Below are 14,175 nucleotides of genomic sequence, written 5' to 3' on the forward strand. Positions count from 1 at the left end.
ACTAGATAGATAATCAGTGTTTTATGGAAATTTCAAAAACTATATTAGAGGATAGAGGTATGAGGTGTTAATGTATGCATGCATAATTGTTTGTTTTTATTAATAAATGCTTTTGAAATTGATTGATATTGCTTTTTATTTTAATAATAATGAAAAAGTAAAATTACGAATGTTAAAAATGGACTTAAATATTTGTAAAACTATAAGAACTGTATATATTTGAAATAAACGAATTATAAATAACAGTCAATTATGATAAGAAAATTATTATCACTGTCTTTGCTTACTTTGTTATCTACGTCTGCTTTTGCTGGTGGATATAGAGTTGCAATGCAAGGGAATAAACAACTTGCAATGGGACATACAGGAGTAGCAGTCATAAGCAATGGTGCGGAATCTTTATTCTTTAACCCTGCTGCATCTGTTTATTCGGAAAATAAGTTTGATATATCAGGAGGGGTTAGTTACTTAGTAGCTGACACTAAATTCCAAAATAAAACTTATGGATGGGAAAATGAGACTCGTAATCCAGGAACACCTTTTTATTTATATGGAAGTTACAAAGCAACTGATTGGATGACAGTTGGTTTAGCTGTGTATTCACCATATGGAAGTAAAGTAGAGTGGGATAAGGATTGGCAGGGATCTCATTTAGTTAATAATATTGATTTAAAAGCTATCTATTTTCAACCAACTGTAGCGATTAAGGTTAGTAAACACTTCAGTTTTGGAGGGGGACCTATATTCGTAAATGGTGGAGTTACATTCAATAAGAACTTATCTCGTAGTATGACGGATGAGCAAGGAAATAGAACAAATGTAACAGTAGAAGCTAAGAATGTAACTGCATGGGGATGGACTGCAGGTTATTTAGTAAACGTGGATGATCATTTGCGTTTAGGACTTAACTATCGTTCTAAAATTATTATGAACGAGACTAGTGGAAAGTCTAAATTTGAAAACGTACCTAGATTTGGTCAAAGTATCTTTAAAGACGGTACGATAAAAGCTGAGATGCCATTACCAGCAGAGTTAACTGTAGGGGCATCTTATACGTGGAATAAATGGTTATTTGCATTCGATTACAATAGATCATTCTGGACAGCTTATAAAGCTTTAACTATTGATTTTGTTGATAATCCAGCTATTGGTACTTCAGTAAACCCTCGTAATTACAAAGACTCAAGTACTTACCGTTTAGGAGTTCAATATACAATGAATGAACAATTGACATTAAGAGCTGGTTGGTATTATGATGAGAGCCCTGTACAAAAAGGATACTTCGCTCCAGAAACACCACGTAATGATTCACGTGCATATACAGGAGGTCTTAGTTATAAATTTAAGAATGGTATCGGAATAGACTTGTCATTCAGTTACCTACATTTCAGTGATACTAATAGTTCTTATGATTACTATATGGAAGATGGACATAATGTGTCTTTCGGTGGAACATATAAATCTGCTGTAACTAGTGGAGGTATTGGAGTAAGCTATAGTTTTTAATTTAATTAAGAAGAAATCATGAAAAAAAGATATTTATTACTATTACCAGCGATAGCTGTATTAGCTTCTTGTGAACCTTCTATTAAGGATGAAATTGACTCAAGTACGTATAGTGCAGGAGAGGCTAATTTTAGCTCTTATGTAGCAGTAGGTAATTCACTTACATCTGGGTTTATGGATGGGACTGTGTTTAAATCAGGTCAAAAAAACTCTTTTCCTAATATTTTAGCAGGTCAGTTTAAGATAGTAGGTGGGGGAGAATTTACTCAACCATCTTATGAAGATGATGTTAATGATGTAGGAGGATTATTATTTACAGGAGCTCCAAATGAAGGCTTTCCGTCTAAATTGATTGTGAATATGCAGCCTGGAGCTGATGGACAACCATTAGGACCTCAGAATATAAATAAACCTGTGACTATAGAAGCTAGTAAGCAACAGAAAAAAGCATATCACAATGCTGGAGTACCTGGAGCTAAAACGTTTCACTTAATAGCACCTGGTTATGGAAGTTTAGCAGGATTAACTCAAGGTACAGCTAATCCATACTTTGTACGTACAGCTACATCTGATAATACAACTGTGTTAGCCGATGCAATGAGTTTAAAACCAACATTTTTTACTAACTGGATTGGAGCGAATGATGTATTATCATATGCGACTTCAGGTGGAGAAGGAGTTGATCAAAATAAAGCAGGAGGTTTAAATCCAGCAGTGTATGGATCTAATGATATTACTCATGCAGGAGTATTTAAACAAGTGTATGAAGGAATTACTACTACATTAACTTCGCAAGGAGCTAAAGGAGTGGTTGCTACTATTCCTGATGTGACAGCTATTCCATTCTTTACAACTGTACCTTATAATCCGTTATCTCCTCAAGTTATTGGGGTTGACAATATCGATCAGTTAAATGTTTTTGTAGGAATGCTTAAGCAAATATTAACTGCAGCAGGTGAAGGTAGTCGTTTAGAATTATTTAGCAAGACTAAGGCTAATCCGTTGTTAATTCAAGATAAGACATTAAAAGATATGGGACCTGTATTGGTTCAAGCTATTAAAGGATTAGTAGCAAGTGGAAAATTTCCATTACCTGTTACAGATGCTGAGATAGCTTTTATCGGTGCTACTTATGGCCAAGCTCGTCATGCTACAGCTAAAGACTTAATGTTACTTACTAGTAAGTCTCAAATTGGATTGCCAGTAAAAACTGGAAATGCTGCAATGGATTCATTCTTGAAAAAAGGGGTAACTGTGCCAATCGAAGATAAATTTGTATTAAATCCAGTAGAGCAAGCTAATATTAAAGAAGCAACAGTTACTTTTAATACTATCATTAAAGCAACAGCAGCTAGTAAAGGATTAGCAGTGGCAGATATGAATGATATCTTAAACAAAGCCGTAGCTGGATTAAGAGTTGAAGATGGTCAGATTTATACAGCTGATTACTTTAAAGGGATGGGGAACTTAAATACAGTTATGTTCTCTCTTGATGGAGTACACTTAAATGCGAGAGGTTATGCATTTATTGCATCAGAGATATTAAAAACAATTAATAAACATTATAAAGCTAATATTCCATTAGTTAATCCTGCTGTTTATCCAGGTCCTACATTAGTAGTTGGTAATAAGTAAAATTCTGTTTACTTTTAACAAAAAGATTAAATATGGGATTTATTGTAAGATTATTAATTACGACTGGACTAGTTGTATTATTAGCAAACATTTTACCAGGAGTACATGTGGATAGTTTCACAACTGGTTTATGGGTAGCAGTAGCATTAGGGCTTCTTAATATGTTTTTGAAACCTATATTAGTAATATTTACTTTACCAGCAACAATACTGACGTTGGGATTGTTTTTATTTGTAATAAATGCATTGATTATACAATCGGCAGCATATTTTGTAAATGGTTTTGTAGTAGATGGATTCTGGTACGCTATGTTGTTTAGTATTGTATTGACTTTTTGTCAATCTATAGTAAATGGCTTTTTGCAAAAAGATGAGCCTAGAAGAGGATAAAAAAATTAATAGTTGAAATACAATTACTTAAAAAGTTGTTTGGGTTGTAAAAATAATATATTTTTGCAACCCAATTTTATATGTAAATACATCAAAAATGAATATCACAAGAAATAACGTAGATGCTCTTAATGCAATCGTAACTATTGAGCTTGCTAAAGAAGATTACCAAGGTAATGTAGATAACGTTTTATCTAACTACAAAAAGAACGCAAACGTTCCAGGATTTAGAAAAGGTGCAGTACCTATGAGTTTAATCGTTAAACAATACGGTAAAGCTGTATTATTTGAAGAAGTAAACAAAATCTTACAAGAGAAATTAGGTAATTATCTTGCAGAAGAGAAATTAGATATTTTAGGAAACCCATTACCAGTAGCTAATGATATTAACTGGGATGCTGATGTATTAAAATTTGATTTCGAATTAGGATTAGCTCCTGAGTTTACTTTAGACTTAGAAGGTAAAAATAAAATCAAAAAGTTCAAAGTTGTAGCTGATGATGCTATGCTTGATGAGCAAGTTGAGTTTATCCAAAAACAATATGGAAAAATGATCTCTAAAGAGGTAGTAGAAGAAACTTCAGAAATGGTAGGTACTTTTGCTAACGAAGAAGAGGGAATCAACAATGAAGTTAAAATCGCTGTAAGCGACATTAGAACTAAAACTAACCAAAAGAAATTTATTGGTAAAAAAGTAGGTGACCAAGTTACTGTAAGTACTAAAGGTTTATTCGAAGATGACCACAAATTAATGGAAGTTTTAGCTGTTGATCACGATAGAGTTCACGGTTTAGAAATCGATGTAGTATTCACTATCAACGAAATCAACGAAACTGAGAAAGCTGAATTAAACCAAGAGTTATTCGACAAATTGTTCGGAGAAGGTGTTGTAACATCTGTTGAACAATTAAAAGAAAAAATCAAAGAAGATGCTGAGAAACAATTCGCAGCTCAAGCTGATCAAAAGTTCTTAAACGATGTTTATGAGCACTTATTAGACAGTTCTTCTTTTGAATTACCAGCTGCTTTCTTAACTAAATGGTTAATGGATGCTGGAGAAACTCCAATGACAGCTGAAGAAGCTGCTGCTGAGTATGCTAAATCTGAAAAAGGTTTACGTTTCCAATTAATCGAAGGAAAAGTAATGTCTCAATTTGACTTACAATTAAACTTCGAAGAAATTAAAGAACACACTACTAAATTAATCAAAGAACAAATGGCTCAATTCGGTCAAATGGATCCTGAAGATAAAGTAGTAGAAGATATCGTAGCTAGAGTAATGTCTAACCAAGATGAGGTAAGACGTATTTCTGAGCAAGTAATGAATGAAAAAGTTTTAGCTTTATTCAACGAAAAAGTAAAAGCTGAAGTAAAAGAAGTTTCTTACAAAGATTTCGTTAAGGAAATGTACGGAGAATAATATCCGAAAAAAAATAAGTATATTTGAGCGTCTTTCTGGCTACAGAAAGGCGCTTATTTTTTTATTGAGTATTAAACAAAATTGAAAAAGAATATGGATTTTGGTAAAGAGTTTCAAAAGTTCGCTACAAAGCACCAAGGAATAAACAGCATGTACTACGATAAAATCGTAAGTAGCATGACTCCTTATATTATTGAAGAAAGACAAATGAATGTTGCATCTATGGATGTATTCTCTCGTTTGATGATGGATAGAATTATTTTTTTAGGAACAGCTATTGATGATTATGTTGCAAACATTATTCAAGCTCAATTGTTATTCTTAGAAAGTGTAGATAACCAAAAAGATATTAGTATCTATGTTAACTCTCCTGGAGGAGGTGTATATGCTGGTTTAGGTATCTATGATACAATGCAGTTAATCAAACCTGATGTAGCTACTATCTGTACAGGTATGGCAGCTTCTATGGGAGCAGTATTATTATGTGCTGGGGCTGATGGTAAACGTTCTGCATTACCTCACTCTCGTGTAATGATTCACCAACCATTAGGTGGAGCTCAAGGACAGGCTTCTGATATTGAGATTACAGCTCGTGAGATTTTGAAATTAAAGAATGAATTATACGAAATCATTTCTAAACACTCTGGACAATCAATGGAGAAAGTACACCATGATAGTGATCGTGACTACTGGATGATAGCTCAAGAAGCAAAAGAGTATGGAATGATTGATGAGGTTTTAATTAGAAAATAATTTATGGCTAAAGACGAAATGTCATGTTCATTTTGTGGACGTGCTAAATCTGATACTAATATTTTAATAGCAGGTATAGATGCTCATATTTGTGATAGATGTGTAGAGCAAGCATACGGTATCGTACTTGAAGAAGAACAATCTAAAAACTTAGGTGATTTATCTTCAGATTTATTGCTTAAGAAACCAATGGAAATTCGTGAGTTCTTAGATGAATATGTTATTGGTCAAGATCAAACGAAAAAAGTAATGTCTGTAGCTGTGTACAATCACTACAAACGTTTATTGCAAGAGTTAAATGGTGATGACCAAGACATCGAAATTGAAAAGAGTAATATCTTAATGGTTGGACAAACTGGTACAGGTAAGACTTTAGTGGCGAAGACTATTGCTAGAATGCTTAATGTGCCTTTAGCTATTGTAGATGCTACTGTATTAACAGAAGCAGGTTATGTAGGTGAGGATGTTGAAGGTATTTTAACCAAGTTACTTCAAGCTGCTGATTATGATGTAGAAAAAGCAGAACGCGGTATTATCTTTATCGATGAGATTGATAAGATTGCTCGTAAGAGTGATAATCCATCTATCACACGAGATGTATCTGGAGAAGGAGTTCAACAAGCTCTATTAAAGCTTCTAGAGGGAAGTGTAGTAAATGTACCACCAAAAGGAGGTAGAAAACATCCTGATCAAAAGTTTATTGAAGTAAATACTAAAGATATTCTTTTTGTGGCAGGAGGTGCTTTTGATGGTATTGAAAGAATTATTTCTAAGCGTTTAAATATGCAAGCAGTTGGATATAAATCTACTGTAGAAGGAGATTTAATCGATCGTAAGAATTTAATGCAATATATCATTCCTAAAGATATTAAGGATTATGGATTAATTCCTGAAATTATTGGAAGATTACCAGTGTTAACACATATGGATCCATTAGATAGAACTACGCTTAGAGCGATTCTAACTGAACCTAAAAATGCTTTGATTAAACAGTATGAAAAATTGTTTGATATGGATGGTATTAAGTTCTCTATTACTGATGAAGCTCTTGACTACATTGTAGATAAAGCTTTAGAATATAAATTAGGAGCAAGAGGATTGAGATCATTATGTGAAGCTATCTTGACTGATGCTATGTATGAATTGCCTAGTAAAGATGAGGTAAAAGAACTTGTAGTTGATAAAGATTACACTGTTCACGCTTTGAATAAAAACTTATTGCAGCGATTAGAAGTTGCATCTTAAATAAAAAAATAGGCTGTCCATTTGGGAGAGCACTGAAAAAGTGAGCTATTTCAGAGTTTCTCGTTTTCATAGGCACAAAAAAGACGCTTTAAAAGAGGTTTAAGATAACCTTTCTTTAAAGCGTCTTTTTATTTAATTAAATTGAGTTAAATATATTGGAGCTTATTTAAGCATAAATAGGCTTTTTTATACGTGATAATAGAGCTTATAAGATTACCTTATAGTAATTTCAGTATTCTTTTTAGGTTTACAGTAAAAATAGCCAGGGCACCTTGCATTTGCATAGAGGTTAAGCCATAAGAAATCGCTGTATCATATCCATGTACATTCTTTAGTTCGGCATTTTTAGCTTCAATTTTGTAGCGATGTTTCGATTGTTCTTTAAACTCTTGTGTTTGTTCAAAAGCTATTTGATCTAAATGTGTTTGACTTGATATAGAAACAGAATATGATTTAGTTTTTGCACCTGGTTTATAACAACCTTCTCTTAAAGGGCATTGTTTACATTTCTCTACGTCAAAGTAATATGTTTTGACTTGATTAACGTTATCTCCTTTTTTGCCTTGAGTGGCCTTTCTAATAGCTAAATGACCAGCAGGACAGACAAACATATCAGCATCTTTGTTAAAATCAAATTGATCTTCTTTTTTTCTTGCTCCTTGACTAATAACAGGGTTTACTTTAGAAATGACCTTAATTTTATTCTCTTTTGCATATACTAAATTGTCTTTTCCAGAGTATGCCCGATCTCCTATGACAGATTTAACAGTCATTCCATTTTTAATAGACTCTTCTATTAATGTAGGTAATACTGGACCATCTCCTTTTTCACCCGAAGTTACTACTGCTGCAGTGATAATACGTTCTTTACTCATAGCTATATGAGTTTTGTATCCTAAGAAAGATTCTTCTTTAGACTTATATCCTATACGAGCGTCTTGATCTTTAGAAAGATCGCGTTGCTCTTGCACGTCTTCTAAAGCTTCTTTTAAAACATTGATTTTCTCACTTACCTTCGGTAAACTACTAATGGTTTGTCTCTTTTCTAAGCAATCAAGTAGTGCTTTACAATAAGCCATTTCATTTTCCACACTATCCTCTGTATTTTTAGCAGGTAATTGATCTTTTAGATTAGCATCTGTCTCATAAATAACTTTACGTAAGTTCTTTGATCGATATCTTAGGAATTCTATCGCTGATGTTGAATTTGATCTACTCTGAGTGTGTGTGGCATCAACTATTATAGAATCTGATTTGATTATTCCTTTTGCTACTGCTAAAGCTACAGATTTACTAATCAATAATTCTAAAAGGTTAGTGTCTTCAAGGCGTAATTTTCTAAACTTAGTTAAGGTGCTTGCGTCTATGACAGGTTCTTCAATTGTCATATCTAAGAAATATTTAAATGACAAGTCATAACGTGAGCGTTCTACCACATCTACATCGGATATATCAAATATTGTCTTTAATAATAGATATTTAAAAAGGCGTATAGGTGAATAAGCCATTCGGCCATTATTAGAACAGTATTTACTTGATAACTCTTCATAGATAAAACTGAAGTCAACTAAATCATTTATCTTTCGTAGCGTGTTGCTTTTGGGAACCAACATGTCGTATAACTCTGAATATTTACTAAATGATATTGTTTCTTGATGACCTACCATAATATTATTGATATATCAGGCAAATCTAAAAAAACAAAGGGTTAAAATAAGAATCTAAATGATTCTTATTTTAACCCTGATACTATATTAGGACTTTTTCAGTGCCCTCTCCATTTGGGCAGCCTATTTTTTATTGAGTGAACTTCTTTTTTAAGTTCATATATTTTTTTAGTTGATTAGATGCTATTTTGTTTTGATTAATTAAGTACTGTAGTTTATTGTCTAAAACATTTATCTCTAACATTAAGTCAGAGTATGATTTTAGAGCGTTTTTATCACCATACAAAGCTTTTTTGTACAAGTTGGAGTAATTGTTCGCATGTTTATCATAAACTGTCAAGAGAGAGTCTATTTCGGTTTTAGTAAATAGGCTAACCTCACGTTTATTGTTAGGTGTATCTATACTTTCATTACATCCTGAAAATATCATAAAAACAACTATTGTTAATAAGTAAATATACTTTTGCATAGATAGTGTATAGCTAATTAAAGTGCTAAAGTATATGGTTATTCTAGCAGTGTTTTACGGAAAACCTCATTTGGTGAATATTTATGTCAAAAAGTATCTAAATAGTATACTCACTAAGTGAATTAACTGTTTAGATAATACCTAAATCCTTAACGATACTTATTAAGTGAATAGTGTTTTTAGCATTAAAAGAAGCCTTTAGTTTACTTATTCTTTTTTCTATGCTACTAGTACTAGTGATAGTATGATCCGCTTCTTTTAGTTTAGTTCCGATATCACTTTGTGAATGACCTTCAGAAAGAAGTCTTAGTATAGTAAGATCCTCATCTTGTAAAATTAAAGAAGTAGGATTATCTTTTACTTCTTTAATATCTGGGGATAAGTATGGCAAGGTGCCTTCTTCCTTAATGTAAGTAATTGCTGCTAGTAATTCCTTTATACTATTTCTCCCTTTACTGATATAAGCATTTACCTTCAGATGATCGATTAGGTCAGTTACTTCTATATATCTGTTTTCGATAGAATAGACTATTATCTTTAATTCTGGTTGTTCTTGACGGACTAATGCTATTAGATCTGCACCTCCTTTTAACTTGGTATCTCTGTAGTCTTCTTGAAAAGAAAGATCAGAAATGATTAAATCAAAGGGAGCATTGTTTTTAATAGCGCCTTGTATCTTTAGCCACGCGTCATCACAGTACTTTGTACTGTATATTTCTGCTTGAGGTATGTTATCTGTTAAAGCCTGTACAATACCAACATTGATACTGTCATAGTCTTCAACAACTAGTATTTTCTTAAACATAGTTTTTCTTTGGTAATTGGATATTATATTTTACTCCTAATTGATTAGTAGAATCAAAGGTAAATGTTCCTCCAATATTTTTGATACGGTTTTCCACATTCAGTAATCCGTTTTTAGATTTAATGTTCTCCTGTATGATCCCAACGCCATTATCAGAGTAAAAAATATTAAAACTTTTTTTATCATCAGTGAACTTGAATACAACAATAGTTGCCATACTGTGTTTCTTCAAGTTGACTAATAGTTCTTGTATAACTCTGTAGATGGTTATTTTTTGATTCTTATCTAATAGTGTAAAGTCGAACTTATCTAAACCAGAAAGAATTATTTTACAATTGGCAGTACTATACTCGTTAAAGAGATTGGTCAAGTGTGATGCGAACGTTCCATCAGTAGCAATTGAACTGTGTTGTAAGGAGATATTTCTAGCTTTTTTGTAGATTGACTCTAAGTCTGATACCAAATGATTTTTAGCCTCTGTCGCTTCTAGATTAAAATTCTGAGTATAGGTCAATGTGTTGAATACATCATTAGCTAACTCATCGTGTATTTTCTTAGCGATATTTGTTTCTGTTAAATATGCCTGTTGTATTTTATCTAATCTATGGCGTTGCCTTATTTTTCTATAAATAAAAGAGATTACAAAGCCTCCAGTTATTAAAATAATAAGAGCAATGTATAAAGCATTTTTATTTCTAGCAGAGACTAGCTCACTGTGTTGTAAATCTAGTTTTAGCTTGGTGTTTTCTTGCTCGTGTAGTTGAAAATCATATCGAATTTTTGCAAATTGGTTTTTTGCCTTTTGATTCTCAGTAGAGATCTCTTTAGATAACTCGATATAACTTTTTAAATATTCAGGAGATTGCTTCAGATTAGATTTTACTAAATACTCTAACGCTAATAATTTATCGTTTTTATTTTTGAAGTTTTTGGAGATATTATATGCTTTTGAAGCATAGTCATATGCAGAAGTATAGTTTTTATTTAGAACATAATATTCTGCTAAAGTGATATAGCTTCTAAATATATCATCTTGGTTTACGTTATTTAGACGTATAGTTAATGATTCTTTTAGTTCATTTAACCCTTGAGTGTTATTTTGCTTAAAGAGTGCTTTACCCAAGTTGTTTAAAGTTCTAGCATGTTCTAAAGGAAGGTTTTTAAGGACATCAGACGAAGTTAAACTTTTAAGAATCTTTATAGCTTGAGTATTATTCTCTTGATTGATATAACTAGCCGCAATATTATTATCAATGATAGAATTCTCTTGCTCAGATGTGACTATAGATTTTGCTAAACTGTAGTAATGTATAGCAGACGTGTGATCTTTTAACTCAAAATAGCAGTTTGCTAGTAGAGTGTAAATATATACTTTAAAAGAGTTTTCTTGTTTATCTATATCTGGTAGTTCATGAGTAATTACCTCTTGAGCGCTATTTGGATCACCAATAATTAGGTAAATTGTTGCTATTCTTAGATTGTTGTAAGTAATACTTTCTTTCTTTTCAGTCTGTTTAAAATAAGAGTTAGATTTTAAAAATTCATTAAATGAATCTTCTAGCTGATTTAGTGAATAGAAACTATCTGCAATCTGTTGATGATGATAACCTTTCTTTAGTTCTAGGGCATAACTAGTGTCTTTATGTTTATTATGACATGAAGTAAGTAGAAAAACTATTAATAGTTTTAAAATAAATTTCGAAGAATAAAAAGTTAGTAGATGTCTTTTCATTCTTCGAAATTAGTGTTTTTATTTGAGGTTAATATGATTATTTTTGAGGAGGTTTAATAGGAGGTAATCCCCAGTCGTGGTCTATTTGTTCTTGGTCATTATTAAAATTACTTTTAAGTTTTGTAGGAGGTTTAATAGGAGGTAACCCCCAATCTTTATCCACTTCTTCTTCATTGTTTAAACTACTTTTAAGTTTTTTAGGAGGTTTAATAGGAGGTAACCCCCAGTCTTTTTCCAATTCATCTTCATTGTAGCTGTTAACCTTTGTCTCTTTTTTAATCTCTAGTTGATTATCATCCTTATCACAGCTAACCACCGTTAGAGTGAATGTTCCTAATAGCATTGCTAATTGTACTCTTTTTTTCATCGTTTAAAACATTAAATATTAAGCGTCAAAAACAGATGTTGTGTTGAGGGAAGCAGGTTGCTAAATGTGACATAAAATGGCTTCCTTGTTATTTTAATATCACAGGTAAACAACCCATATAAATGTTTCGTACTTTTGAAACATCACAACGCATATCTGATTTTCGACAGGACAAAGGAATGTCGACTTGAAGAGGTTAATGTGTTGTTTATCTGATGATTCTGATAATTCCGATTATACCGTTTTGTATTAAACAGTAATTATGACCTTACTAACATCTACTAATTATATAGACAGTATAAAAGCACATATTGACAATGTTAAGCTTTTGTCTAAGTACACATCTTTATTATCACCTTCTCCAGCTTTGTTAAAAGACTATTGCTTTAGTGTATGTAAGCGAAGTGACTTGACGATAGGTGATAGAGATATACTAAAAACATTTTTAAAATCTAAGAGCAGTGATCTAGAGGATATTCTGTCAGCCCTTCAGAAGTTAGATATTGATAAGTTTAAACCCGTTCAGAATTTTCTTAATGGAAAAACGGTTGCACCCAAAAACCAAACTATAGTTGAAATAATAGCTCTGTTCTATGACTTTGAACCTAGACCATTAGGCAAGTATTTAGGTAACGCGAACAAAGTCAATCAAGAAGATCTTCATGAGGTTGTTGACAGGGAAGAGGAGAAAGAAATTGTAGAGGAGAAAGAAGATAGATTAGAAACAGTTAATGTGCCTACTGGTATTAGTTCAGTAGTAGAGGAATCTAAGTTGTCAGGGAGTAAACAGAACAATAGTTTAAAGAAAAAACTCATTGTTGGGATAAGTAGTCTCGCCGCATTAATAGGAGGAGGGTATGGAGTGACTAAAGTTGCATATTTTTCAGATAGTGATCAATGCATCGTGTGGGAGGAAGATAAGTATATAACTTGCGACTGTGCAGAAGGCATGACGGCTTATGAACAAGATAAAGGTAATATGCCTGTTCGATATAATGAAAGTCTCTTAAAAGGCTTTAGAAGGATTAATGTAGATTGTAACACTTCCTTTTTTAAAGATAATAAACCTAAGGTTTGGTTTGTTAAGACAGGAGCAGATCAGCATGAGTATTTTAGCAGCCCTGGAAATGGTACACATCCTACTTTAAATAAGACAGTAAAACCTGTATCACAATATCATTTGAATAAATATATTTATCCAAATTGTCCATAACAGAATGAGGTCAGACAAACACGATGTTTATCTGACCTCTTTTTGTTATTCCGATTATTCTAATGATATCTAGTTATGTTATCCAGCAACATTGTATTTAATGAATTTTAACCCCTTATCTGTCATATCGAAGTAGAACCAGATTATATATTCATCTTCTGATTGGTAACTAGAATATCCATCGCTAAAATCTCCAAATATTTCACTGTGCTTGATTCTTCCTTCGGATAAGATTACTTGAGTATTGGTAAATTTGATATAATAGATAGAGATTGCATCACCATTATCAACAGTTACTTTATAGAGGCCTTCATTTTGTGTCCAATTAATGCCATCTATACTACATACATCAAATATTGATTTGAAAGAACTCATAAGTTCAACTTCTCTATCTGGGGTAGGAACAAGTTTGTCAAATTGTACTTTATCATTAGCATGAACTATTTTTTTAAGCTCTTTTAAATCATTAAGGGCCTTAACGCGCATTTCTTTTTTCTTTGTTTCAACCTTTTTAATTAAGTCAACTAATGTATTTTCATTAGCATCTAGTGTGATAGTGTTATTTGAACTAGCAGGCTTATACCATTTTTGTCGTTCGAAATAGTTTGAATATTTAGAATTAGTAAATACATAACCTTTCTTTGCAAGTATTTCGGATCAATCCTAAAAGTTGTGTGTGAATTAAAAAGAGTAGATCTTTGTTGATAATAAATAATAATGATGGACAACTATATTGAGTTTGTAAAGATGATCTTACCAGAGTTCTTGGTAGAACATTTTAATTTAATCAAAACAGTAAAACAAGGAGAGACTATGCATCTGTATTTTGAAGAACTAAATGTGGTTCCCTCCGAAGCAAAAGACCGTATCCTTATCGCTCATGGCTTCCATAATGAGATAACAATACAAGACTTTCCTTTACGAGGAAATAGTGTTTATTTACACGTAAAACGTCGTCGTTGGTTAGATAAAAC

14 protein-coding genes and 1 pseudogene are annotated in these 14,175 nt (G+C 32.2%); 8 read left to right on the top strand and 7 right to left on the bottom strand.

Annotated features, from left to right (window positions below; genetic code table 11):
- The first annotated feature begins 252 nt into the window (after positions 1-252).
- The 6 genes from BMX53_RS06870 (at position 253) to clpX (ending at position 6,948) form a co-directional block, all read left to right on the top strand.
- Positions 253-1,506, top strand: coding sequence for an OmpP1/FadL family transporter (locus BMX53_RS06870; protein WP_074745275.1), 1,254 nt, complete (start codon positions 253-255; stop codon positions 1,504-1,506).
- Positions 1,507-1,524: 18 nt separating this feature from the next.
- Positions 1,525-3,141 carry an SGNH/GDSL hydrolase family protein gene (locus tag BMX53_RS06875; RefSeq protein WP_074745277.1) on the top strand — a complete coding sequence of 539 codons (1,617 nt, stop codon included), beginning with the start codon at positions 1,525-1,527 and terminating at the stop codon, positions 3,139-3,141.
- A gap of 32 nt (positions 3,142-3,173) precedes the next feature.
- Complete coding sequence (locus BMX53_RS06880) at positions 3,174-3,530, top strand: phage holin family protein (protein WP_063176252.1); 357 nt, start codon at positions 3,174-3,176, stop codon at positions 3,528-3,530.
- Positions 3,531-3,627: 97 nt separating this feature from the next.
- On the top strand, positions 3,628-4,950 hold the full coding sequence (tig, locus tag BMX53_RS06885; RefSeq protein ID WP_063176253.1) for a trigger factor: 1,323 nt from the start codon (positions 3,628-3,630) through the stop codon (positions 4,948-4,950).
- Between the two features lie 93 nt (positions 4,951-5,043).
- Positions 5,044-5,703 (top strand): ATP-dependent Clp endopeptidase proteolytic subunit ClpP, encoded by a 660-nt coding sequence (clpP, locus tag BMX53_RS06890; protein ID WP_038984296.1) that lies wholly within the window; start codon positions 5,044-5,046, stop codon positions 5,701-5,703.
- Between the two features lie 3 nt (positions 5,704-5,706).
- Complete coding sequence (gene clpX / locus BMX53_RS06895) at positions 5,707-6,948, top strand: ATP-dependent Clp protease ATP-binding subunit ClpX (protein WP_038984295.1); 1,242 nt, start codon at positions 5,707-5,709, stop codon at positions 6,946-6,948.
- Between the two features lie 218 nt (positions 6,949-7,166).
- Here the strand turns inward: clpX and BMX53_RS06900 are convergent, their stop codons facing one another.
- From BMX53_RS06900 to BMX53_RS06920, 5 genes are all read right to left on the bottom strand, one after another.
- Complete coding sequence (locus BMX53_RS06900) at positions 7,167-8,615, bottom strand: IS1182 family transposase (protein ID WP_074745279.1); 1,449 nt, start codon at positions 8,613-8,615, stop codon at positions 7,167-7,169.
- A 130-nt stretch (positions 8,616-8,745) separates the two neighbouring features.
- Positions 8,746-9,084, bottom strand: a complete 339-nt coding sequence (locus BMX53_RS06905; RefSeq protein WP_074745281.1) for a hypothetical protein — start codon at positions 9,082-9,084, stop codon at positions 8,746-8,748.
- Between the two features lie 130 nt (positions 9,085-9,214).
- On the bottom strand, positions 9,215-9,889 hold the full coding sequence (locus tag BMX53_RS06910) for a response regulator transcription factor (RefSeq protein ID WP_074745283.1): 675 nt from the start codon (positions 9,887-9,889) through the stop codon (positions 9,215-9,217).
- Complete coding sequence (locus BMX53_RS06915; protein WP_074745285.1) at positions 9,882-11,621, bottom strand: tetratricopeptide repeat-containing sensor histidine kinase; 1,740 nt, start codon at positions 11,619-11,621, stop codon at positions 9,882-9,884. The genes BMX53_RS06910 and BMX53_RS06915 overlap by 8 nt, the downstream gene beginning before the upstream one ends.
- 37 nt (positions 11,622-11,658) lie before the next feature.
- On the bottom strand, positions 11,659-11,988 hold the full coding sequence (locus BMX53_RS06920; protein ID WP_074745287.1) for a hypothetical protein: 330 nt from the start codon (positions 11,986-11,988) through the stop codon (positions 11,659-11,661).
- Positions 11,989-12,250: 262 nt separating this feature from the next.
- On the opposite strand from BMX53_RS06920, the gene BMX53_RS06925 reads away from it, so the two are divergent.
- The gene (locus BMX53_RS06925; RefSeq protein ID WP_074745289.1) at positions 12,251-13,201 is read left to right on the top strand and encodes a hypothetical protein; all 951 of its coding nucleotides are present in this window, start codon (positions 12,251-12,253) and stop codon (positions 13,199-13,201) included.
- Positions 13,202-13,279: 78 nt separating this feature from the next.
- Here the strand turns inward: BMX53_RS06925 and BMX53_RS06930 are convergent, their stop codons facing one another.
- Complete coding sequence (locus BMX53_RS06930; protein ID WP_074745291.1) at positions 13,280-13,687, bottom strand: hypothetical protein; 408 nt, start codon at positions 13,685-13,687, stop codon at positions 13,280-13,282.
- A gap of 27 nt (positions 13,688-13,714) precedes the next feature.
- Positions 13,715-13,852, bottom strand: a pseudogene (locus BMX53_RS19415) (YARHG domain-containing protein); the annotation flags it as partial.
- Between the two features lie 69 nt (positions 13,853-13,921).
- Here BMX53_RS19415 and BMX53_RS06940 point away from each other — a divergent pair.
- The coding region (locus BMX53_RS06940) for an ISAon1 family transposase N-terminal region protein (protein ID WP_143061407.1) at positions 13,922-14,175 on the top strand (254 nt) is incomplete at its 3' end.

The sequence above is a fragment of the Myroides marinus genome, from assembly GCF_900109075.1.
Classification (GTDB): Bacteria; Bacteroidota; Bacteroidia; order Flavobacteriales; family Flavobacteriaceae; genus Flavobacterium; species Flavobacterium marinum_A.

Bases quoted from the DNA above. Each gene is read 5' to 3' on its own strand.
- BMX53_RS06870 (WP_074745275.1), top strand. From the start codon at position 253: ATGATAAGAAAATTATTATCACTGTCTTTGCTTACTTTGTTATCTACG.
- BMX53_RS06875 (WP_074745277.1), top strand. From the start codon at position 1,525: ATGAAAAAAAGATATTTATTACTATTACCAGCGATAGCTGTATTAGCT.
- BMX53_RS06880 (WP_063176252.1), top strand. From the start codon at position 3,174: ATGGGATTTATTGTAAGATTATTAATTACGACTGGACTAGTTGTATTA.
- tig (WP_063176253.1), top strand. From the start codon at position 3,628: ATGAATATCACAAGAAATAACGTAGATGCTCTTAATGCAATCGTAACT.
- clpP (WP_038984296.1), top strand. From the start codon at position 5,044: ATGGATTTTGGTAAAGAGTTTCAAAAGTTCGCTACAAAGCACCAAGGA.
- clpX (WP_038984295.1), top strand. From the start codon at position 5,707: ATGGCTAAAGACGAAATGTCATGTTCATTTTGTGGACGTGCTAAATCT.
- BMX53_RS06900 (WP_074745279.1), bottom strand. From the start codon at position 8,615: ATGGTAGGTCATCAAGAAACAATATCATTTAGTAAATATTCAGAGTTA.
- BMX53_RS06905 (WP_074745281.1), bottom strand. From the start codon at position 9,084: ATGCAAAAGTATATTTACTTATTAACAATAGTTGTTTTTATGATATTT.
- BMX53_RS06910 (WP_074745283.1), bottom strand. From the start codon at position 9,889: ATGTTTAAGAAAATACTAGTTGTTGAAGACTATGACAGTATCAATGTT.
- BMX53_RS06915 (WP_074745285.1), bottom strand. From the start codon at position 11,621: ATGAAAAGACATCTACTAACTTTTTATTCTTCGAAATTTATTTTAAAA.
- BMX53_RS06920 (WP_074745287.1), bottom strand. From the start codon at position 11,988: ATGAAAAAAAGAGTACAATTAGCAATGCTATTAGGAACATTCACTCTA.
- BMX53_RS06925 (WP_074745289.1), top strand. From the start codon at position 12,251: ATGACCTTACTAACATCTACTAATTATATAGACAGTATAAAAGCACAT.
- BMX53_RS06930 (WP_074745291.1), bottom strand. From the start codon at position 13,687: ATGCGCGTTAAGGCCCTTAATGATTTAAAAGAGCTTAAAAAAATAGTT.